At 71.6% G+C, this 20,767-nt stretch carries 22 protein-coding genes and 2 pseudogenes; 11 read left to right on the top strand and 13 right to left on the bottom strand.

What is annotated here, in order from left to right:
• Nucleotides 1-8: 8 nt before the first annotated feature.
• The 6 genes and pseudogenes from ACFXOZ_RS32710 to ACFXOZ_RS32685 form a co-directional block, all read right to left on the bottom strand.
• Nucleotides 9-1,307, bottom strand: coding sequence for a cation:proton antiporter (locus ACFXOZ_RS32710; protein ID WP_375895780.1), 1,299 nt, complete (start codon nucleotides 1,305-1,307; stop codon nucleotides 9-11).
• 232 nt (nucleotides 1,308-1,539) lie between these two features.
• Nucleotides 1,540-1,902 (bottom strand): hypothetical protein, encoded by a 363-nt coding sequence (locus ACFXOZ_RS32705; RefSeq protein WP_380593601.1) that lies wholly within the window; start codon nucleotides 1,900-1,902, stop codon nucleotides 1,540-1,542.
• A gap of 61 nt (nucleotides 1,903-1,963) precedes the next feature.
• Nucleotides 1,964-3,308 (bottom strand): annotated as a pseudogene (locus ACFXOZ_RS32700) (RNA-guided endonuclease InsQ/TnpB family protein).
• A gap of 368 nt (nucleotides 3,309-3,676) precedes the next feature.
• Nucleotides 3,677-4,135 carry a MarR family winged helix-turn-helix transcriptional regulator gene (locus tag ACFXOZ_RS32695; protein ID WP_380525312.1) on the bottom strand — a complete coding sequence of 153 codons (459 nt, stop codon included), beginning with the start codon at nucleotides 4,133-4,135 and terminating at the stop codon, nucleotides 3,677-3,679.
• Nucleotides 4,128-4,895, bottom strand: a complete 768-nt coding sequence (locus tag ACFXOZ_RS32690) for an alpha/beta fold hydrolase (RefSeq protein ID WP_380593600.1) — start codon at nucleotides 4,893-4,895, stop codon at nucleotides 4,128-4,130. Before ACFXOZ_RS32690 ends, ACFXOZ_RS32695 begins: the two co-directional genes overlap by 8 nt.
• A gap of 86 nt (nucleotides 4,896-4,981) precedes the next feature.
• Nucleotides 4,982-5,638, bottom strand: coding sequence for a TetR/AcrR family transcriptional regulator (locus ACFXOZ_RS32685; protein WP_380593599.1), 657 nt, complete (start codon nucleotides 5,636-5,638; stop codon nucleotides 4,982-4,984).
• Between the two features lie 160 nt (nucleotides 5,639-5,798).
• Here ACFXOZ_RS32685 and ACFXOZ_RS32680 point away from each other — a divergent pair, with 160 nt between their 5' ends.
• The 4 genes from ACFXOZ_RS32680 (at nucleotide 5,799) to ACFXOZ_RS32665 (ending at nucleotide 9,822) form a co-directional block, all read left to right on the top strand.
• Nucleotides 5,799-6,422, top strand: coding sequence for an SRPBCC family protein (locus ACFXOZ_RS32680; RefSeq protein ID WP_380593598.1), 624 nt, complete (start codon nucleotides 5,799-5,801; stop codon nucleotides 6,420-6,422).
• Between the two features lie 152 nt (nucleotides 6,423-6,574).
• Entirely contained in the window at nucleotides 6,575-8,017 is a 1,443-nt protein-coding gene (locus ACFXOZ_RS32675; RefSeq protein ID WP_380525307.1) for a uracil-xanthine permease family protein, read from the top strand.
• Nucleotides 8,018-8,140: 123 nt separating this feature from the next.
• Complete coding sequence (locus ACFXOZ_RS32670) at nucleotides 8,141-8,884, top strand: heparin lyase I family protein (protein ID WP_380593597.1); 744 nt, start codon at nucleotides 8,141-8,143, stop codon at nucleotides 8,882-8,884.
• Between the two features lie 161 nt (nucleotides 8,885-9,045).
• Complete coding sequence (locus tag ACFXOZ_RS32665) at nucleotides 9,046-9,822, top strand: SAM-dependent methyltransferase (protein WP_380593596.1); 777 nt, start codon at nucleotides 9,046-9,048, stop codon at nucleotides 9,820-9,822.
• Between the two features lie 110 nt (nucleotides 9,823-9,932).
• Here the strand turns inward: ACFXOZ_RS32665 and ACFXOZ_RS32660 are convergent, their stop codons facing one another.
• The 6 genes and pseudogenes from ACFXOZ_RS32660 to ACFXOZ_RS32635 form a co-directional block, all read right to left on the bottom strand.
• Nucleotides 9,933-11,129: an MFS transporter gene (locus tag ACFXOZ_RS32660; protein WP_380525304.1), complete on the bottom strand. Its 1,197-nt coding sequence runs from the start codon at nucleotides 11,127-11,129 to the stop codon at nucleotides 9,933-9,935.
• A gap of 162 nt (nucleotides 11,130-11,291) precedes the next feature.
• Nucleotides 11,292-12,248, bottom strand: coding sequence for an RNA-guided endonuclease InsQ/TnpB family protein (locus ACFXOZ_RS32655; RefSeq protein ID WP_380593607.1), 957 nt, complete (start codon nucleotides 12,246-12,248; stop codon nucleotides 11,292-11,294).
• Between the two features lie 115 nt (nucleotides 12,249-12,363).
• A pseudogene (locus tag ACFXOZ_RS32650) lies at nucleotides 12,364-12,597 on the bottom strand (IS607 family transposase); the annotation flags it as partial.
• A gap of 72 nt (nucleotides 12,598-12,669) precedes the next feature.
• Nucleotides 12,670-12,882, bottom strand: a complete 213-nt coding sequence (locus tag ACFXOZ_RS32645; protein ID WP_380525303.1) for a DUF397 domain-containing protein — start codon at nucleotides 12,880-12,882, stop codon at nucleotides 12,670-12,672.
• Between the two features lie 10 nt (nucleotides 12,883-12,892).
• The gene (locus ACFXOZ_RS32640) at nucleotides 12,893-13,108 is read right to left on the bottom strand and encodes a DUF397 domain-containing protein (protein WP_380525302.1); all 216 of its coding nucleotides are present in this window, start codon (nucleotides 13,106-13,108) and stop codon (nucleotides 12,893-12,895) included.
• Nucleotides 13,105-13,932, bottom strand: a complete 828-nt coding sequence (locus tag ACFXOZ_RS32635; protein WP_380593595.1) for a helix-turn-helix domain-containing protein — start codon at nucleotides 13,930-13,932, stop codon at nucleotides 13,105-13,107. The genes ACFXOZ_RS32640 and ACFXOZ_RS32635 overlap by 4 nt, the downstream gene beginning before the upstream one ends.
• Before the next feature lie 127 nt (nucleotides 13,933-14,059).
• Here ACFXOZ_RS32635 and ACFXOZ_RS32630 point away from each other — a divergent pair, with 127 nt between their 5' ends.
• On the top strand, nucleotides 14,060-14,284 hold the full coding sequence (locus tag ACFXOZ_RS32630) for a hypothetical protein (RefSeq protein WP_380593594.1): 225 nt from the start codon (nucleotides 14,060-14,062) through the stop codon (nucleotides 14,282-14,284).
• A gap of 31 nt (nucleotides 14,285-14,315) precedes the next feature.
• Nucleotides 14,316-14,822, top strand: a complete 507-nt coding sequence (locus ACFXOZ_RS32625; RefSeq protein ID WP_380525298.1) for an NUDIX domain-containing protein — start codon at nucleotides 14,316-14,318, stop codon at nucleotides 14,820-14,822.
• Nucleotides 14,823-14,864: 42 nt separating this feature from the next.
• Here ACFXOZ_RS32625 and ACFXOZ_RS32620 read toward each other — a convergent pair whose 3' ends face one another.
• On the bottom strand, nucleotides 14,865-15,032 hold the full coding sequence (locus ACFXOZ_RS32620) for a hypothetical protein (RefSeq protein ID WP_380525296.1): 168 nt from the start codon (nucleotides 15,030-15,032) through the stop codon (nucleotides 14,865-14,867).
• A gap of 486 nt (nucleotides 15,033-15,518) precedes the next feature.
• Between ACFXOZ_RS32620 and ACFXOZ_RS32615 the strand changes: the two genes are divergently transcribed.
• The 5 genes from ACFXOZ_RS32615 (at nucleotide 15,519) to ACFXOZ_RS32595 (ending at nucleotide 20,670) form a co-directional block, all read left to right on the top strand.
• Nucleotides 15,519-16,841: an RNA-guided endonuclease InsQ/TnpB family protein gene (locus ACFXOZ_RS32615; RefSeq protein WP_380593593.1), complete on the top strand. Its 1,323-nt coding sequence runs from the start codon at nucleotides 15,519-15,521 to the stop codon at nucleotides 16,839-16,841.
• Nucleotides 16,786-17,205 (top strand): hypothetical protein, encoded by a 420-nt coding sequence (locus tag ACFXOZ_RS32610; RefSeq protein ID WP_380593592.1) that lies wholly within the window; start codon nucleotides 16,786-16,788, stop codon nucleotides 17,203-17,205. The genes ACFXOZ_RS32615 and ACFXOZ_RS32610 overlap by 56 nt, the downstream gene beginning before the upstream one ends.
• A 143-nt stretch (nucleotides 17,206-17,348) precedes the next feature.
• Complete coding sequence (locus ACFXOZ_RS32605) at nucleotides 17,349-18,311, top strand: quinone oxidoreductase family protein (RefSeq protein WP_380525293.1); 963 nt, start codon at nucleotides 17,349-17,351, stop codon at nucleotides 18,309-18,311.
• A gap of 32 nt (nucleotides 18,312-18,343) precedes the next feature.
• On the top strand, nucleotides 18,344-18,943 hold the full coding sequence (locus tag ACFXOZ_RS32600; RefSeq protein ID WP_380593591.1) for a TetR/AcrR family transcriptional regulator: 600 nt from the start codon (nucleotides 18,344-18,346) through the stop codon (nucleotides 18,941-18,943).
• A gap of 338 nt (nucleotides 18,944-19,281) precedes the next feature.
• On the top strand, nucleotides 19,282-20,670 hold the full coding sequence (locus ACFXOZ_RS32595) for an MFS transporter (RefSeq protein WP_380525291.1): 1,389 nt from the start codon (nucleotides 19,282-19,284) through the stop codon (nucleotides 20,668-20,670).
• Nucleotides 20,671-20,767 lie beyond the last annotated feature (97 nt).

The raw sequence follows: 20,767 nt of genomic DNA, 5'->3' as shown, positions 1-20,767 counted from the left end.
GCCCCGGGTCAGCCGCCCGGGGCGCCCGGGGCCGCCCGGGCCTCCAGGAGCGGGCGCGGCGCCGGTGCGCCGGCCCGGCCGGCGAGGCGGTGCACGAGGGGGTTGACCGGCAGGGTGGCCGCGAGGGCGGTCAGCAGCAGGACCGTGAACAGCCGCTCCCCGATGATGCCCAGGTCCCGCCCCAGCGTCAGGATGAGGACCTCGCCCAGGCCCTTGGTGTTCAGCAGCACCCCCAGGGTGGCGGCCTCGCGGCGGGGCACGCCGGTGAGGCGGGCGCCGAGGACGGCCCCGGCGAACTTGCCGCCCCAGGCCACGGCCAGCAGCAGCGCGGCGGCGAGCAGGCCAGCGGCGTCGATGCCGTGCAGGTCCACGGACAGCCCGGTGAGGGCGAAGAAGACCGGGACGAGCAGGGCGCCGGCGTTGCGCAGCGGCAGCTGGACGGCCCGGCGCAGCTCCTCCCCCGCGTCCCGGGGCATGGCCAGGCCGAGGGCGAAGGCGCCGATCACCGCGTGCAGGCCGAGCCTGGAGGCGGTCCAGGCGCAGAGCAGGGCGGCGCCGGCGACGGCGAGCAGGACCAGCAGCGGCCGGTCGGTGACGGCGCGCCGGGCGGGGCCGAGCAGCAGGCGGCGCAGCAGCGGGCGGACCAGCAGGACCAGGGCGGCCGCGCAGCCGGCGATCCGGGCGAGGGCGGCCGGCAGGCCGCCGTGGTCGGGACCGTGGGCGGCGGCGGCCACGGCGGCGACGGCGCACCACAGGAGGATCTCGGTGAGGGCGCCGCAGGCGGTGGCGAGCACGCCGGTGCCGTCGGCCTGGAGGCGGTTCTCCTCGACGATGCGGGCCAGGACGGACAGGGCGCTGGCGGACAGCGCGATGCCGAGGAAGACGGTGAACAGGGCCGGGGTGGCGGCCGGTCCGGCCAGGGCGGGGTGGCGGGCGAGCAGGGCGGCCGCGAGGACGGCGGCGAGGGCGAAGGGCAGGGCGAGGGAGGCGGTGGTGACGGCCAGCACGGTGCGGGCCCGGCCGGCCAGCCGGCGCAGGTCGAGCTCCCAGCCGGCGGCGAACATGAAGAGCACGATGCCGAGTTGGGCGAGGACGGCGAGGTGGGCGCGGGCGGCGGGCGGGAAGAGCCGTTCGGTGGGGTCGCCGGGCAGCAGGCCGAGCACGCCGTGGCCGAGGACGACCCCGACGGCGATCTCGCCGACCACGGCGGGCTGGCGCAGCCGGGTGCGCAGCGGGGTCAGGGCGACGCCGGTGAGCAGGACCACGGCGACGTCGGCCAGGACGGTCGTGGCGGAGGTGCTGTCCATCGTGGCGTTCCCCTGGTCGCACGTACACGGTCGTGCACGGTTCACCGCATTGTGTGCGGCGGGCGTGGGGGCGGGTGGGGTGCGGCGCGGGCGGGTCGGGGTGCGGCGCGGCGCCGTACGCCCCGGAACGCGTGCGCCCGCCCCGGCCCGTGGGAGCACGGGGCGGGGCGGGCGACAGGCCGAGGGGCGGGGGCGGGCCGGGCGTGAGGCGTCAGGCGTCAGGCGTCAGGCGTCAGGCGGGGACGATGGCGAAGGCGCCGTTGCTGAGCGGGGTCTCGGTGTACTGGCCGCTGTTGATGGCCTGCGGCGAGTAGCTGTCGAAGACCTGGCCGTTGACGGTGACGCCGGAGAAGTCCAGGCGGTCGAAGGACGGGTAGCTCTGGCTCGGGGACTCTATGACGGCCTCGGCGCTGACGTTCTGTCCGTCGAGCTGCTGGTCGGTGGTCTCGGTCCAGCCCTTGGTGGTGTCGGTGATCCGCAGCGTGTAGGTGGAGCCGCCGCTGTTGACCACGGAGGCGGTGAAGCTGTCGCCGGCGTCCACCGGGTCGTTGAAGTACTGCGGCGGGTCGACGTTGGCTGCAGGAGCAGCGAGCACGAGATTGCCGATGCGGGAAAGGGCCGTGACTCCTCCCCCAGCTGACGCCGGGGGCTTCTCGCTAACCCTTCCGAGCGTCGCGACGGACCAGCCCGGCCCGTAGAACATTGACGGCTCCCACCGTGTCAGCGTGCGCCTGGTAGCCGCACACGACGCAGTGGAAGGTGTCCTGGGTGGGCCGGTTCTCCGCCGCAACGTGCCCACACTGATCACGGGGGCAAGTGCGGGAGGTGTTGCGGGGGTCCACGGCGATCACCTCCCGTCCGGCGCTTTCAGCCTTGGCGTGCAGGATCGTCAGGAACACCCCCCAACCGGCATCCGAGATCGACCGATTGAGCCCGGCCTTCGCTCTGGCCCCGTTGGGCTGGAAGCTGTCTGGCCGGTCGGAGTCGGGCTTCGGCACGGGAGCCTTGACCATGTTGCGGATCTTGAGGTCTTCGTGCGCGATCAGGTCATGTTCACGGACCAGGACTAAGGCGGTCTTGTGGGCGTGATCGAGACGCTGGCGACGAACCTTGCGGTGCAGGTCGGCTAGGGCCTGTCCGGCGGATCTTGGCAGATCAGCGCGCGGCGTTGGGCGCCCGGCTGGGCGTGCGCCCGAGTCGGCCTCGTACTGGACGTACTTGGGCGATTCGGGCGTGCGTCCAGGCGGGATGCCCGGCGTCGCGCGCCTGGCAAGATCCGCCGGACAGGCCCTAGGCGCCGGACGGCCTTCTTGCGGCGGTTGCCACGCCGCTTGCATCGTGACAGGGCCTGCTGCGCGGCTTCGAGTTTCGCGGCTGCCTTGGCCCTGTGGCGGGGGTTGGGGGCGAACTCACCGTTGGAGTCGGCGAGGAAGTTGGCTATGCCCATGTCGATGCCAACCACGGAGCCGGTCGCGGGCAGCGGCTCCGGTTCACCCTGTTCGGCAGTCAGCACCACGTACCAGCGCCTGCCCTCACGCTTGACCGAGAGGGTCTTGACATTCCCCATCACCAGCCGGTGCCGATTGACTTTGACGTGTCCAACACCTTGGAACCGGACACGGGTGACCGGATCATGTGGTGTGGAATCCCAGCGGCAGCCGTCCCCGTCCCTGGGGAAGTCCACCGTGTCGAACCAGTTCACCCCACGAAAGCGCGGATAGCCCGGCGTCTCACCGGACTTGACCCGGCGGAAAATGCGGCAAACGCCTTGTCCAACCTGCGCAACGTGGCCTGCTGCGAGGAAAACGACCAGCGGCCCTGACGCTCCGGATCGAACGCCCGGATCTCCTTGAGCTGCGCCGACTGATCGCCGTACCGGATCGTGGTCTTCGACCCGTGCCCGAAGGCGTCACGCCGTTCCTGCAACGCGCCATTGTAAAGCGAACAATGATCCCCCAACATCTGAGCAAGCGCTTGCTGCTGACCCATGGTCGGCCGCATGAGGAACTTATACGCACGGATCACCCGGCCAACCCCCTTTCGGTCAACGCGATCACCATAATGCGCCCCACTGACACTGATAGTCGCAACTGGGTCTCCGGTGGTCGTGGCTCTGCCACTGACTGACGCTCTGCTGGGCTGTCCAACGCCAGGAATACGGTGCTTCGCGCATACCCATGCGAGATCAGGTGATGGACCGCTTCGGGGCCCGGACCCGGTTCCAGACGGGCATCCAGGCGGCACGGGCGAAGCTGCTGTGACGTCCCGTCGGCATCTCCTGCGAGCGGAGCGTGCTGTCGGTCGAGGCCGTGCTGTCGGTCGAGGCCGTGGTGCCGGTCGGCGTCGTGGCGCCGGTCGGGGTCGTGGTGTCAGTCGAGGCCGAGGCGCTTGTTGAGGGCCTCACCCGAGGGCAAGGGGTCGATGAACCGGTGCAGGAAGGCGAGCATCGCGTCGGTGTCCAGGCCCTCGGCGGCGGCGTCCATCCCGGCGTATAGAGACTCCTCGATCTCGGCGACGGCGGTGGCCAGGCGCACGCCCTCGGGGGTGAGGCTGAGCTGGAGGTAGCGGCGGTCCGCCTCGTCGGGGCGGCGCTCGACCAGCCCGGCCGCGACGACGCGCTCGACCAGGCGGCTGGGGTTGGTGCCGCTCTCGCACACCAGCAACTGCCCGAGCCCGTTGAGGCTCAAGGTGCCGTGCTGCTGGAGCAGGCGCAGCACCTCGGCCTGCGACGGGGTGATGCCGTGGGGCTTGAGAGCCTGGATCAGCAGCCGGTTGCCCTCGCGCTGGGCCGCCAGGATCGCGAACCGCAGGTGTTCGGCCTTACGCACCGGCGTCCTTCCGGGTGGTGGGGTCGATGGTCGGCAGGGTGTCGAGGAAGTCCTCGACCGCAGCAGCGTAGGTGGCCGGGTGGGAGAAGCGGAACATGTGACCGGTGCGCGGCAGCACGACCTCCCGGGCGTCGGGGATGCCCGCGAGCATGACCTTGGCGGCGTCCTCGCCGATCAGCACGTCGTGCGAGGGGCTCAGAAGCAGGGTCGGGACCTGGACCCGGCCGAGCACGCCCACGTAGTCGGCGGTGAGGACGGCCCGCAGTCGGGCGCCGAAGGAGCCGGCCGGGGTGTTGACGAGGAACAGCTCACGGCTGCGCGCCTCGCTCCAGGGCACCTGCCCCTCGCCGTCGAACGGGGAGGCGAGCCGGTGGGCGTGGGCGCGCAGCGTCAGCTGCCGGTACAGCGGGCCGCGGGCCGAGCCGATCGCCCGCATCAGGGCCTTCCACGCCGTGGAGTCGACCGGGTTGGCCGCGAATCCGCCGGACAGGACCAGGGCGCGCAGGCCGCGCGGGCGGCGGGTCGCGAGCGCGAGGGCAATGTTCGCGCCGAAGGAGTCGCCGACCAGCACGTAGTCGTCCAGGTCCGCGACCGCGTTCTTGACGTGGTCGGCGTAGCGCTCGATGTCGTCGACGACCTCGGGCAGGCGCAGCGTCCGCCGGGGCACCTCACCGTAGGGGGCGAGCTGCTCGGCGCTCCACGGAGCGCCGGAGAAGCAGGGGACGAAGACAAGGGTCGGGGTTTTCGCTGTAGTGCTCATACCGAAGACGGTACACGATGTATGTCACGACACATGTGTTGTGACATATGTAATACGGATCACATTCAAGGGCCGGCGGCAGGCGCTCAGGCGAGCAGGTCGTCGAGTTCGGCGGCGTAGAGCAGGGCCGGGTCGAAGCCCATCCCGGCGAAGTGGCCGGCCAGCTCCAGGGACAGCACGCCGTGCAGGCGGGTCCACAGGCTCAGGAAGCGGTGCAGCGCCTCGGGCGGGGCGGGGTGGCCGGAGGCCCAGTCGCGGTGGTCGGCGAGGTGGTCGGCGAGCACGGCGGGGGGCGACCCCCGCCCGGCGGGGGCGGCGGCGCAGGCGTCCAGCAGGACCGTCATGATCTCGCCGGAGATCGCGGTGGTGTCCTCGGGGGCGTGGTAGCCGGGCACGGGGGTGCCGTAGATCAGGAAGTAGCGCTGGGGGTCCGCGAGGGCCCACAGCCGCAGGGCGTGGGCCAGCGCGCGCAGGTCGGCGCCGCCCTCGGCGCCCACCCGCAGGGTGTCGGCGAGGCTGCGGTAGGCGTCGCGGACGAGTGCGGTGATCAGCTCGTCGCGGCCGGCGAAGTAGCGGTAGAGCGCGGGCCCGCTCAGGCCCATCCGCTTGGCGATGGCGTTGAGGGAGAGCGCGGAGGCCCCGGCCGCGGCGATCTGCTCCCGGGCGTGCCGCTTGACCTCCTCGCGCACCTGGGCGCGGTAGCGCTCCCTGGGGGTCGCGGTGTCCGCCTCCGCCTCCGCCATGCTCCGCCGCCTTCCGTGCCGGTGGGCTACATCCTCACGTTTTGGTTAGAGGCTATCACTGGCCCTGTTGACCCCGGCCGGACTCAGGAGTTACAACTTCTAACGAACGACAGAACACCTAACGGATCCACCAGACCTCCGTCGACCCAAGGGGACCGCCATGTCCGGCATCCGCACCGCCCTGTCCGCCGCCCTGTCCGCCGCCGCCCTCGCCGCCGCCGTGCTCGGCACCGCCGCCGTGCCGGCCCAGGCCGCCACCGCCGCTTCCCCCGCCGCCCCGCTCACCTGCCGGGGACAGGGCGTCGACCCCGCCGCCCGGGTCCGCTACCGCACCGAGGCCGTGATCCACGCGCCGCTGTCCACCGTCTGGCGGCTGCAGACCGACGTCGCCCGCTGGCCGTCCTGGCAGCACGCCGTGTCGGGCGCCGAGCGCCTGGACCGCGGTCCGCTGCGGGCCGGCTCGGCGTTCCACTGGACCACCCCGCTGCCGCCCAACCCCGCCACCACCGCCCCCGCCCTGGACATCACCTCCACCGTCCGGCAGCTGCGCCCCGGCGCCTGCATCCGCTGGACCGGCCCCGCCGTCGCCGAGGGCCTGCACATCGACGGCGTGCACGTGTGGACCTTCACCCCGGTGCGCGGCGGCGTCCTGGTGCGCACCGAGGAGACCCACACCGGGCCGCAGGTCGACGCGGACGTCCCGGCCGCCACCGCGATCCTGCGCCAGGGCCTGGACGCCTGGCTGGGCGACCTGGCGAACGCCGCCGCGCAGGCCCGGGGCTGACGCCCCGTCGCACTCCCCCGACCCCGGCCCCACCCCCGCCGCCCGCGTGCGAGTGCGCAGGTCAGGAGCGGGGCCGGTGGCGCGATCCGGGACCGGGACGCACCAGAATGGTGCGGACACCCCCCGGAAGTTGACAGAAAGTGAACCCCCACATGGATCTCGGCGTGCGCTGGAAGCTGCACGGTGACGGGCGGACGCCCGCACCGGGAGCGGTCGTCCGCCCCGACGAACGGCTCTCCTGGCCCCGTACGGCAGGGCTCGGCGCCCAGCACGTGGTCGCCATGTTCGGGGCGAGCTTCGTCGCCCCGGTGCTGATGGGGCTCGACCCCAACCTGGCGATCATGATGTCCGGCGTCTCGACCGTGATCTTCCTGCTGGCCACCCGCGGCCGGGTGCCCAGCTACCTCGGCTGCTCGCTGTCCTTCGTCGGGGTCGCCGCGGTGATCCGGGCGCAGGGCGGCACCAGCGCGACGGTGACCGGCGCGGTGCTCGTGGTGGGCGTGGTGCTGTTCCTGGTGGGCCTGGCGGTGCAGTACTTCGGGGCGCGGATCATCCACGCGACGATGCCGCCGATCGTCACCGGCGCCGTCGTCATGCTGATCGGCTTCAACCTCGCCCCGGTCACCGCCTCCACGTACTGGCCGCAGGACCAGTGGACGGCGCTGCTGGTGATGCTGTTCACCGGTCTCGCGGTGGTGTGCCTGCGCGGCTTCTGGTCGCGGGTGGCGATCTTCCTCGGGCTGGTCTTCGGGTACGGGATCTCCTGGGTCTTCGACCGGGTCTTCGGCAGGATCCACTCGGTGGGCCCGGGCGGGCAGCTGACCGACCACTGGCGCCTGGACCTCTCCGGCGTCGGCAAGGCGGACTGGATCGGCCTGCCCGCCTTCCACGGCCCCTCCTTCCAGTGGTCCGCCGTCCTGGTCGCGCTGCCCGTGGTGATCGCGCTGGTCGCCGAGAACGCCGGGCACGTCAAGGCGGTCGGCGAGATGACGGGCGAGAACCTGGACGACAAGCTGGGCACCGCGATCTCCGCGGACGGCATCGGCTCGGTGCTCTCCACCGCGCTCGGCGGCCCGCCCAACACCACCTACTCCGAGAACATCGGCGTCATGGCCGCCACCCGGGTCTACTCCACCGCCGCCTACTGGGCCGCGGCCGGCTTCGCCCTGCTGTTCGGCGTCTGCCCGAAGTTCGGCGCCGTCGTGGCGGCCATTCCGGGCGGGGTGCTCGGCGGCATCACCGTCATCCTGTACGGCATGATCGGGCTGCTCGGCGCCCAGATCTGGATCAAGTCCGGGGTCGACCTGCGCAACCCGCTGAACCTGGTGCCGGCCGCGGCGGGCATCATCATCGGCATCGGCAACGTGACCCTCAAGTTCAGCGACACGTTCAGCCTCAGCGGCATCGCACTGGGCACCCTGGTCGTCATCACCGGCTACCACGCGCTGCGGGCGCTGGCCCCCGCGCACCTCAAGACCCAGGAGCCGCTGCTGGACGAGGGCACCTCCTCGTACGACGCGCCGCCGCCCGGAAGCTCCGGGGGCGAGGGGGACTCCCGGGGCTCCGGGGGCGCAGGGCAGCGGCCCACGCCGTAGGCAGAATTGACCCGGACATGACCTAAAAGTACTTCCGCCGGTCGTTCCGCCTGGTCGGCCGGGCCGTCGGGTGGTCGAATCGCAGCCAGCGATTTCGACCACCCGATTTCCGTTGGGAGCGTCATGTCCCCCCTGTCCCGTCACCGCCGGCTCGCCGTCGGGGCCCTGGCCCTGGCCACCTGCGCGGTCTCCTGCGGCTCGGCCGCCGCCGACAGCCCCGCCGCCGCCCCGGCGGCGGCGGGCAAGGTCCTGTGGACCCCGAGCACCAAGACCGGCCCCTCCTCCTTCCCCGGCGTGCAGTGCGCCGCCCCGAGCACCTTCGGCGTCGTCAAGGACCCCGCCAAGGGCGACGTGTGGCGGGCCTTCCAGGCCGCGAACCAGGAACGCTGCGAGACGGTCGGCCCGGACCTCAGGAGCGGCGACACCTTCTACCTGGGCTGGTCCTCCACGGTGGACATCAAGGACGACCAGAGCCGGTACGTGTTCCAGCTCAAGTGCTCGCCCAGCGAGGGCACCGCCAACCACCCGATCGAGATCGACATCACCAACAGCCGGGTGCGGCTCCAGGAGTGGGACACCGAGCACGTGGCGCACCCGCTGTGGACGGCGCCGGTGAACAACGGCGAGTGGCACGCGTACGCGCTCAAGATCCACCTGGGCCGCACCGACGGGACGATCGACTTCTGGTTCGACGGCAAGAAGCAGACGTTCAGCACCGGCGCGGGCACCTTCAAGGGCACCACCTGGGACGGCGACCGCAACTACCTCAAATGGGGCGCCTACCACCAGAACCCGGGCGCCGCGACGAACACCTTCACCAGCCCGGTGATGGCCACCACCCTGGCCCTGGCCACCGCCGGCTCGTAGGCACGCCCACGGCCCCGGACCCGGACCCGGACCCGGACCCGGACCGCAACGGATGCGGGCGATCGCCGCAGCCGTCCCGTCGGCCCGCCCGCCGCCCGCGCGGGCGGGCCCGTTCCCGGTAGCGTCGCGACGACCGTGGGGGACGAAAGGGGCAGGCGGACATGGCGCAGGAACAGGGTGACGTACGGGTGGTGCGGACCGAGGACGAACTGCTGGAGCTGCTCGACGGGCTGTTCGCGCAGGCCCGGCGGGAACGGGCGCCGCGACACGCCGACCGGAGCCGGCCGGTGCCGGCCCTCAGCGGGAAGCCGGACGAGAGCCTGGCGGACCTGCTGGACCGCGGGGTGATCGGGGCGTCCCCGGGTGGACGCGGACTCGACCTCGGCTGCGGCAACGGCCGCAACACCCTCCACCTGCGGATGCACGGTTTCGCCATGGACGGGCTGGACCGCGACCAGCGGGCCCTGGACCAGGCGCGCAGCCGCCAGGAGCAGTTCGAGTACCACCTCGGCTTCGACCTGGGAGTGCGCTTCCACCACGGGGACGCCTTCGGGCCGGTGGCGGCCGCCCTGACCGGTCCGTACGACCTGGTCTACGACTCGGGCCTCTTCCAGCACCTGCCGCCGCACCGGCGGCCCGGCTACCTCGCGCTGCTGGCGCGGCTGACGGCGCCCGGCGGACACCTGGGACTGGTCTGCTGCGCGCCGGACGGCGACGGGGCGGGGACGCGGACCCCGGACGCGCAGCTGTACCGGGACGGCGCCCCGCACGGCGCCCCGGCCTACACCGCCGACGAACTGCGCCGGATCTTCGTCGAGGGGCCGCTGGGCCTCCAGGAGGTGGAGCTGCGGCGGATGCGCGACGAATCGGCGCCGGACGCGAGCCGGTTCGGCCGGCCCGGCCTGTGGGCGGCACTGTTCCGGCGGCCCGAGCGATGAAGCGCCCGGCCCGCCCGACCCCGGCGCCGGCGGCGAACCGCCCGCCGAGGGTCCGGCACGGTCCCTGACGGAGCCGAGCCGAGCGCGGGCGCCCCGCCGCCGCGGGGACGTCAGCGGATCCGGGCCACCCGGGCCGCCGCCACCGCCACCAGCAGGCCCAGGCCGACGCAGGCCGCGCAGACCAGGAACATCGTCCGGTACCCGGTGGCCTCGGCGACCAGCCCGAGCGAGCCGCTGCCCGCGGCGAGGCCCACGGTGAAGCAGGCCCCGAAGGTCGACAGCGCCGTGGCACGCCCGCGTTCGTCGACCGAGCGCACCACGAACAGCCCCAGCACCGGGTAGATCTGCCACATGCCGATCCCGGTGAGCACCCCGCCGACCACGCCCAGGACGAGGCCGTTCGACAGCCCGATGAGCGCGACCCCCAGGGCCTCGACGAGGAACAGGGCGGCGAGCGCCACCGGTCGCGTGGCCTCCCAGCGGATCCAGGTGCTCGCCACCCGCAGCAGCACCACGGTCAGCGAGTAGGCGGTGACCACGGCCGCTCCCCCGGCGACCCCGAGGGCGTCGAACTTGGCGACCGCGAAGCCGGAGACGGCCGCGAAGCCGAACGCGGTGAACACCAGCGCCACACTGGACAGCACCGTACCCAGCAGCGCCCGGCCCCGCTCGATCCCGCCCGCCCCCTCCTTCGCCTTCGGCGGCACCCGCACCTCCGGCACGGCCAGGGCTATGGGGATGACGAGCAGGGCCAGCAGCCCGGCGATCACGAACGTGGCCGTCGTGCCCACCAGGTGCTCCACCAGCGTGCCCAGCGGGGCGCCCAGGCCGATGGCCACGTAGATGACGGTGCCGGCCAGCCCCAGCGCCCAGCTCTGCCGGTCCTTGGCGACGAGTTGGACCGGCCAGACCCCGGTCGCGGCCAGCATCACGCCCATGCCGATGCCCACCAGCATGCGCAGGCCCACGAGTTGGGCGATCGACCCGGCGAGCGGGTAGGCGATGGTGGCGAGCGTGGTCACGATCGCGCCGCCGACGGTCAGGACCCGGGCACCGAGGCGGTTCATCAGCACGCCCGACACCGGGCGCGCCAGCAGGGCCGTCAGCGCGTAACCGCCGACGACGGCGCCGACCTCGGCGGGCCCGCCGTGGAGTCGTCCGGTGACGTGGCCGGGCAGGATCGGGATGGTCAGGGCGAACGGCATGTAGCCGATGCCGCTGGCCAGCGAGATCAGCAGGGCATGCCGGACGGATCTCTTGTCGGTGGTCTCGGTCGCAGGCTGCTGCGACAGCTGATCGGTCTGCACGCGCACAGGTTTCACTCCCGTTGATTGATCCTCAGCGATTCTCACACTGAGTCTCTTCCTGCTTCACCGACCTCCGCCAACTCCGGAGAGTAAGGTCTTACGTGGTCTCCACGAGGCGTTTTTCCTCTCCGGACAACTCCCCGGCGAGGGTTCTCAAGTCAGTCAGAAGTTCGGGTCGGCGAGCATCGCCGCGAGGAGGTTGCCTGCCGCGTTGTCGTCCCGGTCGTGGTGGACACCACACCCGGGACAGACCCATACGCGGTCCGAGAGGACCAGGCCCTGATTGATCCGCTTGCAGTCTCCGCAGGTCTTGGAGGAGGGGAAGCAGCGGTCGGCTGTCCAGATGCGGGAGCCGTACCAGTCGGCCTTGTACTCCAACTGCCGGACGAACTCCCCGAACCCGGCGTCACTGATGGCGCGGGACAGCCTGCGGTTCTTGACCATGCCCTTGACGTGCAGGGTCTCCACGGCGATGGCCGACTTGGTTCTCGTCAGCTCGGTAGTGGTCTTGTGCAGAAAGTCTTTACGCCGGTCGGCGACCCGCAGGTGGATTCGGCTCACGCGTCGGCGTGCCTTACCCCGGTTCTTCGATCCCTCCTTGGACTTGGACAGCTTCCGGTTCGCTTTCCTGAGAGCACGCAGAGCCGCCTTGAGTGGCTTGGGGGCGTCGATCTCCCTGCGGGTGCCATCGCTGTCGCGGATGACCGCGAAGGTCTTCGATCCGAGGTCGATGCCACACGCGGGAGCGTCGTGGCTGACCTGGCGGCGCTTGTTGACGCCATCACGGTCCACCTCGATCTGCAAGGAGACCCACCACCGTCCGGCCTGTTCGCGGACGGTCGCGCCGAGTATGCGCGCCTCGCCGGTAGCCATTCGGCTGGTGAGCCAGGACATGTCCTCACAGGTGGTCACGTCCCCGATGGCGGGCAGCCGCACGGTATTCGAGTCCAGGGGTTTGGCACGGTCGGCGTCGTAGCGGAACCGCGAACCGTCCTTGCGCTTGCGCCAGCCCGGGAAGCCCACCTTCGCGCCCTTGCGCTTGCCTTGTTTGGACTTGAGGTAGTTGGAGAATCCGGCCGCCCGGACCCGGCACGCTTCTTTCGGGATGCGGGAGGACAGCCCCTGCGGCCTACCGTGGAGTTCTCCACCACTCGGGACAGCCCGCAGTGCCGCCCCATCGACACGGCCTGGTCCGAATCGGGCGCGAGCTCGAACCTGACTCCCTGCTTGTGGGTCACTCGGTACTCTCCGCAGCCGCAGTCAACGCCCTCTCCGCTCGGTCGCGGGCGACGCGGCGACCGTACAGGCGCGCGCAGAACGAGGTGAGGACGTCCGTCATGTCCCACACCTGATAGTCATCCACCTCATCGTCGCCCACAACACGCACGGTATGGCCCTGCGCTGACAGCGCGGGTTCGATGTGCCCCACCCCGAAAAAGGCCGGCCGGTAGCGGTGCTCCACCACGATCACGGGTTGACGAACGCCCTCACCGGTTGGTGACGGCCCGGACCGCAGGGGGTGCGGTCCGGGCCTACCGTTTCAGACGCTCCCGAACTCCCCGCTGCGAACGGCGGCAACGAAGGACTTCCACGCCTCGGACGGGAAGACCAGGGCCGGGCCCTGAGGGTCCTTGGAGTCGCGGACGGGAGCCAGCCCGGGGAAGTTCGGAGCCACCTCGACGCAGGTTCCGCCGTTGTTGCTGTAGGAGGACTTGAACCACCGGGCATCGGACAGATCAAGGCGGTCGGACATGGCATTCCTCTCAGATCTCGCCGAACTCGCCACTGCGCACGGCAGTAACGAACGACTTCCACGCCTCTGCCGGAAAGACCAGAGCCGGGCCGCTGGGATCCTTGGAGTCACGAACAGGCATCACCCCTGGAAAACCTGGCGCAACCTCCACGCAGTTGCCCCCGTTGTTGCTGAAACCGGACCTTCGCCATCTGGCGTCGGTCAGGTCGAGAGTGGGGCCGGTCATTCAAGGTCCTTCCGAACGGCACGGATCACATCGAGCGAAGGCATCTTGGGCAATGACTCCACCTGGAGTTGATCGTAGTCACCGTCCCAGGCTTCCACCGCCCTGTGCCCCCGCTCCACGATCCCACGTGCCTGGGACTCGGCATAGCCGACGACCGAGCGGTCGCGAAGGGTCAACAGGACTATCGGCATCGTGAACGGGACGTGCTCCCCGAGGGAGAAAGGGGCCACCTGCAGCGTGATGTGCGGAAGCTCGGCCAAACCCTCAAGGTGCAGAAGTTGCTGGAGCATGACATCACGCCCTCCCACTGGCCGAAGCAGACAGCTCTCATCCATGACGGCATGCACCACTGGCGGCGGGTCGCGACGAAGCACCAGCTGACGCCCCATCAGGAAGTCGACTCGCTCCTTCGCCTGGGACTTGGTGATGCTGCCACGAAGGACGGCCGCACGAGCCAGGGCCGACGCGTACGCCTCAGTCTGAAAGAGGCCCGGCATGACGTTCAACTCAAAGGTGCGGATCTTTCGGCACCTCGCTTCGGCCTCGACGTACTCGTCGAATCCTTCCAGCAGGCTGGCGTTCGAGATTCGCCGCCACAGCTCGACGAACACTCCACCCGTCTCGAACACCTGGTCGGCCGCAACCGCAAATTTACGTGTTACAGGCTTCTTCGCTCCTTCGATGTACGAGATCAGCCCATGGCTGTAGCCCATGCGCCTGCCAAGCGCACTCTGAGACCAGCCCCTTGCGCGCCGCTGCCTGCGGAGTTCATTCCCGAAGCGCACGGCAGGAGACAACGACTGATCGTCTTCATCGATCCCCACGATCTTCCTCGTCTTGTCACTCGGCAGAACTGTGAAGGTTGAAGCCTGGCGATCGTAGAGGACGGAACGCCATCATGGCTACACCCGGTGATTCGCCGGACGCGCAGTGCAACCTCCGGAGACCCCCATGCCTTCTCCCCCCTTCCAACTCCACGAAGTGGTGCAGGACTTCAGCAACCCGACAGATCCCCGCGAGGGGGTCTTCGTAGAGGTGCTGTTCGGCAAGGCCGTCCTTCGTCCCCTCGGGGCGACCGGGCCGGAGTGGAAGGTCGACCCGTCCTTCCTCCACTCCCTCACCCCCCGGGAGACCGCGCCGGGGACCTGCGGAAAGCCGCGTCGTCGGCCGCTGTAACACCATCGAACTCCCCACACCTGGAGCAGAATTGAGCAGGATCCTCCTCAAGCACCGCCCGCCCGCGCGGCGTTCGGGCCACCATGTCTTCGTCCTCACCGAGGACCCCGACGGGTCGGGCGAGCCCCTCGTCCTCCTCGCCGATCCCGTCCACCAGGACGGCTTCACGCTGCCCGGCGGCAGCGCCGAGCAGGACGAGCTCCCCCACCTCGCCGCCCGCCGGCACCTCGACACCCAGACCGGGCTCGTCCTGGGCCTGCGCACCGTCCTGACGATCGACTACGTGCCCGCCGCCGAGTTCCCCGAGGGCCTCGACTTCGTCTACGCGGGCGGCACGGTCACGCCCCAGCAGGCCCAGGCCGTCCGCCGCCACGAGCCGCCGGGCGACATCCGCGGCCTCCACTGGGTCCCGCAGTCCAGGCTGCGCGAGGTCATGGCCGACGACCAGTACCGCCGCGTCGACGACGCCTGGGACGCCTGGGACCACGGCGCCTGCCTCCCCCTCCTCATCCGGGGCGTCCCGGTCCCGGTGAGCTGATCGGCACCCGCCGCACCGCGCCGCGCGGTCCGGGCCCGCGGCTCACGGTGACTTCTGACGTGCCGCCGCGGACTGGCTCCGCTGGAAACGGGACCACGCCGCGGCGATCCACAGCAGCGAGACCCACCACGCCATCCCCACCACCGCGATCACACCGGTGCCGACCATCCCGAGGAGCGCCCACCACCCGGTCCCGTCGACCAGCAGCACGAGGAAGCCGACTATTGCGAACGGCGTGGACCCCAGCAGCGCCGCGAGGCCGTAACGCGGTTTGGCGTCCGTTCCCCCACCACCACCGACAAGGCGTGGCCAACAGTGTCCCCACGGCCCGGCAGCGGGTCCTGAGTACGGGTACTCAGCTTCACTCCACCGTGCGGCGTGCGCTTCCCTCCCCTACGGTGCACCAGACCAGGACACGATGAGGGTGGGCAGGGCGGTGAGGTCCAGCGGCGGCAGGGCCCCGAGTCGTAGGCCCACCCCGACCAGTCGTAGATCCAGGCCGGTTCGGCGCCGTTCCGGTTCATCGGGGACCTCCGTGCATACCCCAGGCTTTGGCCGGGGGTGGGGTACCTCCCGCTTACGGGGGAGAAACGGACTGCCTGCGGAGCAGGTCAGGTGGCGGTGTTTCGCTGTCAGGGCGGACCGCTGTGCGGGTGGCCGCATCTGGTTGTCAGTGCCTGTCGGTAGGTTGATTTCGTGCATCTCAGGTACTCCTATCGCATCTATCCGACGAAGGGTCAGCGGCAATCGCTGGCCCGGACGTTCGGATGTGCGCGGGTGGTGTACAACGATGCGCTCGCCCTGCGGAAAGCCGCGTGGAAGGCGGACGGGTCGAGGATCCCGACCGGTGCCCTGGCCAAGTCGGTGATCACCGAGGCGAAGAGGACGGATGCCCGGTCGTGGCTGGGGTCGGTGTCGGTGGACGCGTTGCAGTCGTCCCTGCGCGATCTGGATACCGCGTACCGCAACTTCTTCGACTCGGTGTCCGGCAGGCGGGCCGGTCGCCCGGTCGGGCTGCCAGTGTTCAAGTCGAAGCGCGATGCCCGGCAGTCGCTGCGGTTCTCCCGCAACGGGTTCCGGCTGTGGGGCAACGGGAAGCTGAACCTGGCGAAGATCGGTGACGTGCGGGTGAAGTGGTCGAGGGCGCTGCCCGCCGACCCGTCGTCCGTGACGGTCGTCCTGGATGCGGCTGGCCGGTACCACGCCAGTTTCGTGGTGGACGTCGAACCCGAGCACCTGCCCGAGGTCGATGCCGAGGTCGGCATCGACCTCGGGCTGACCACCTACGCCGTCCTCTCCGACGGCAGCGTAATCGACAACCCGCGCTTCCTCCGCAAGGCGGAGAGGAAACTCAAGGCCGCGCAGCGGGCGCTGTCCCGCAAGGCGAAGGGGTCGAAGAACCGGGCCAAGGCCCGCCGCAAGGTCGCCAGGGCCCATGCCAAGGTGACCGACACCCGCATGGACTGGCTGCACAAGCAGACCACCAGGATCATCCGCGAGACCCAAGCGGTGCACCTGGAGGACCTGAACGTGCGCGGCCTCGCCCGGGGCCGTCTGGCCAAGTCCGTCCACGACGCCGGATGGGCCGCCTTCCGGCGCCTGCTCGAAGAGAAAGCGGCCCGGTACGGGCGGCACGTCGGGATCGTGCCCCGCACGTTCCCGTCCTCCCAGCTCTGCTCGGAGTGCGGACACCGCGACGGACCCAAGCCACTCGCGGTGCGCGAGTGGGTCTGCGGTGCGTGCGGTGTGCTGCATGACCGTGACCTCAACGCTGCTGTCAACATCCTGGCCGCCGGGCAGGCGGACAGGCAAAACGCCTGCGGAGGACCGGTAAGCCCCGGCGTGGCGATCCCACGCCGGGCACGGTCTGTTGAAACAGGAACCCACCGGAACACCAGCGGACCGGGGCGCAGGTCCCGTGCCGCAGGCGCGGCCGGAATCCCCGCGCTTCAGCGCGGGGAGGATGTCAACAACGACAACGTCATCGACCTGCCCCCCAGGGGCAGCCCGCCCAGTTGAGCTGGCGCCTCCCGGATCCAGGACCCCGACGCGTTCGGGCGCACCGCCGCCCGGCACCGACACACTCTTCTGCACCACGAACTGCCCGGCCAGGGGCAAGGTCTTCGCCAAGCCCGGCACCATCATCGGCTTCGGCTGGCTCAACCAGCAGTTCGCCATCAACGCCCAGAGCTACGCGGGCTACCTCCAGGCGGACGACGGCCACCTCTACACCTTCTTCGTCGGCGTCAACGGCGCGGCCGTCCCGAACATCCAGGGCTTCTTCGACGTCAACGACGACGTCGACCAGATCGCCGTCCTCCTCCAGCAGGAGGCCTGCAAGCAGGACCGCGCCGCCGGCCCGCACCGCCCGACCGCCTCCTGAACTCCGCTGCCCCGCCCGGCCGGTGGTACCGGCCGGGCGGCACCACTGAGTTCCCAGTTTCTGGACTTGTGGGTCCATTTTCGGGCGCCTACCGTGCTGGACGTCCCCTCCCGGGACGAACCCGCACAGGAAGGTGTCACCCCATGCACGCGATCCGCATCCAGGAGCACGGCGGCCCCGAGGTCATGCGCTGGACCGAGCTGCCCGACCCCGTGCCCGGCCCCGGCGAGGTGCTGGTGCGCCTGGGCGCGGCCGGGGTCAACTACCTGGACGTCGGGGCCCGTTCGCAGGGCACGGGGGGCTGGGCGGCCCCCGTCGTGCTGGGGGCCGAGGGCATGGGGTACGTCAGCGCGCTCGGGGCGGGGGTGACGGACCTGGCGGTCGGCGACCGGGTGGCCTGGTTCTACCACCCGGGCAGCTACGCCGAGTTGCTCGCGATCCCGGCCGCCGCCCTGGTGAAGGTGCCCGAGGGCGTCGACGACGCGACGGCGGCCGGCCTGCTGATGCAGGGCCTGACCGCCAACCACCTGAGCACCGAGACCTACCCGGTCGGCCCGGGCGACACCGCCGTGGTGCACGCCGCGGCCGGCGGGGTGGGCCTGCTGCTCACCCAGCTGGTCAAGGCCCGCGGCGGCCGGGTGATCGGGCTGGTGTCCCGCGCGGAGAAGGCCGCCGCGGCCGAGGAGGCCGGCGCCGACCACGTGCTGGTCCACTCCGGCGCCGGATTCCAGGAGCGGGTACGGGAGTTGACCGGCGGCCGCGGGGCCGACGTCGTCTACGACGGCGGCGGCGCCGACACCTTCGCCTCGTCCCAGCTGGCCCTGCGCCCGCACGGCGTGCACGCCTACTACGGGCCCTTCATGGGCGTGCCCACCCTGCGGCCCACCGACCTGCCCGACAGCATCCTGCTGACCTACCCGGTGGTGCACCACCACGTCCCCACCCGCGAGGCCCTGGTGCGGCGCAGCGCCGAGGTGTTCGACCTGGTGCGGGCGGGGCGGCTGACCCAGCGGATCACCGGCCGCTACCCGCTGGCCGAGGCGGCCCGGGCGCACGCGGACCTGGAGTCCCGGCGGACGACCGGCAAGCTGGTGCTGGTGCCCTGAGCGGGAAGGGCGTGGACTCCGGGAGGTACGAGGTGGCACTGACCCGCAAGGGCGTGGCGACCAGGGCGCGCATCGTCGAGGGCGCGGCCGGGCTGATCCGCGAGGAGGGGGTGTTCGCGCTGCGGCTGGAGGACGTGATGGCCCGCACGGCGACGAGCAAGAGCCAGTTGTTCCACTACTTCCCGGACGGGAAGGACGGGTTGCTGCTGGCCGTGGCCCGCCACGAGGCGGCGCGGGTGCTGGAGGACCAGCAGCCGGAGCTGGGATCGCTGGACGACTGGGCGGCGTGGCAGCGCTGGCGGGACAAGGTGGTGGCCCGCTACCGCGCCCAGGGGGTGAACTGCCCGCTGCACACGGCGCTGTCGCAGCTGGGCTCGACCACGCAGGCGGCGCGGGCGGTGGCGGCCCGGCTGCTGGAGCAGTGGCAGGAGCAGCTCGCGGCGGGGATCCGCCGGCTCCAGGAGGGCGGCGCGGTCACGGCGGAGCTGGACGCCGGCCGGGAGGCGGCGGCGCTGCTGGCCGGGATCCAGGGCGGGGTGCTGATCCTGCTGACCACGGGGTCCGTCGTCCATCTGGAGGCGGCGCTGGACGTGGGCCTGGAGCGGCTGCGCGGGGCCCGTCCGGGGGCCTGAAAGTGGCAGGTCCCACACCGTTGGGCGCCGAAAGTGACGAGGGTCACCCGTGGCGGTCCGCCGGGCGGGCGGAGGGCGGCAGGGCCCGTGAGGACTGGGCGGGGCGTAAACCGGCACGGGCGAAGGGCCTGTCCGCTTCGGGACCTTGGGCACGAATCCGGCCGACCTTCGCCCCGGTGGTTCACCCTCCGTACCCGGGCAACCGTGGACGGTCGCCCGGTGTGATCGGGCGATGGCGTCGTCCACGGTGGGCGGCGTCGTTCCCCGCCGTCTACCCGGCGCACGGTGACGCGTGCAGAGCACGTGGCCGCCGTACGTCCCGGAGGACCCGCAGACCCATGTCCCAAACGATCGACAACGCCCCGTACACCGCCTTCCACCGCAGGCTGGCCCTGGCCTGTTCCGGTGGGCCGCTGCTCGACGGCTACATCCTGAGCATCGTCGGTGTCGCCCTGATCGGGATGCGCCCCGAGCTGGGACTGTCCACCGCCGAGGTCAGCCTGATCGGCGCCGCCGCCCTGGTGGGCATGTTCGTCGGCGGCGCCGTGTTCGGCGTGCTGACCGACAAGATCGGCCGGGAGGTGATGTACACCGCCGACCTGCTGGTGATGGTCGCCTGCTCGGTGCTCTCGTTCTGGGTCGACTCGGTGTGGGCGATCACCGTGCTGCGCTTCGTGCTCGGCATGGCGGTGGCCGCCGACTACCCGATCGCCACCTCCCTGCTGGCCGAGTGGCTGCCCGCCAAGCACCGCGGGCGGCTGCTCGGCCAGCAGATCGTCGCCTGGTACGCCGGCTCGGTGCTCGCCTACGTGGTGGGCTACCTGTTCCTGGAGCTGGCCGGGCCGGGCAGCTGGCGGTGGATGCTGGCCAGCTCCACCGTGCTGTGCGTGGTCTTCCTGGTGATCCGCCGCGGCTCGCCGGAGTCGCCGCGCTGGCTGGCCGCCAACGGGCGGGTCGGCGAGGCGGTGCGCGTGGTCGAGAAGCACCTGGGGGTGCGGGTCGACGGCCGCGAGCTGATGCCCGACCCGGCCGGGCGCGCCCGCGCCGCCGGCGGGCTGCGGCTGCTGATGACCCCGCCCTACCGGCGCCGCACCCTGTTCTGCGGCCTGTTCTTCCTGTGCCAGGTCGGCCCGCTGTTCGCGATGCTCACCTTCGGCCCGCAGATCCTCTCCTCCTTCGGCATGCCCGGCGGCACCGTGACGGAGACCCTGGGCACCGGGCTGATCAGCCTGGTCTTCCTGCTGGGCTGCTACCCGGCGCTGCGCCTGATCGACACCAAGGGCCGGCGCCCCGTCATCGTCTGGTCCTTCGCGCTGATGACCGTGCCGCTGGCACTGCTGGGGGTGTGGCCCACCGCCCCGGCGGCCGTGGCGCTGACCGCGCTGTGCGCGTACGCCTTCCTGTGCGGGGGGCCGAACGTGCTGGACTGGACCTACCCCAACGAGCTGTTCCCGACCGAGGTCCGGGCCACCGCCGTGGGCATGGCCACCTCGGTCAGCCGGATCGGCGCCGCGGTGGGCACCTACCTGCTGCCGCTGTCGCTGACCGGCCTGGGCACCGGCCCGACCATGCTGATCGCCGCCGGGGTGACGGCGCTGGGCCTGCTGGTGTGCGTGCTGTGGGCGGAGGAGACCCGCGGCACCGCGCTGGGCGCCTCCCCGGCCGCGCCGGGTACGGACCGGACGCCGGGCGTCCCGGCGCAGCGGGTGGCGCAGACGGTGCGCTGACGGTCGGCGTGTGAAGGCGGCGGGGGGGGCCCCGGGGGGGTGCCCCGGGGGGGCCCCCCCCCCCCCCACCCAAGGGCGCGGCCCGCGGGGGGGCCGC

The organism is Kitasatospora sp. NPDC059160 (assembly GCF_042755465.1).
Lineage (GTDB): Bacteria > Actinomycetota > Actinomycetes > Streptomycetales > Streptomycetaceae > Kitasatospora.
This window is presented reverse-complemented; position numbering and strand designations above follow the sequence as displayed.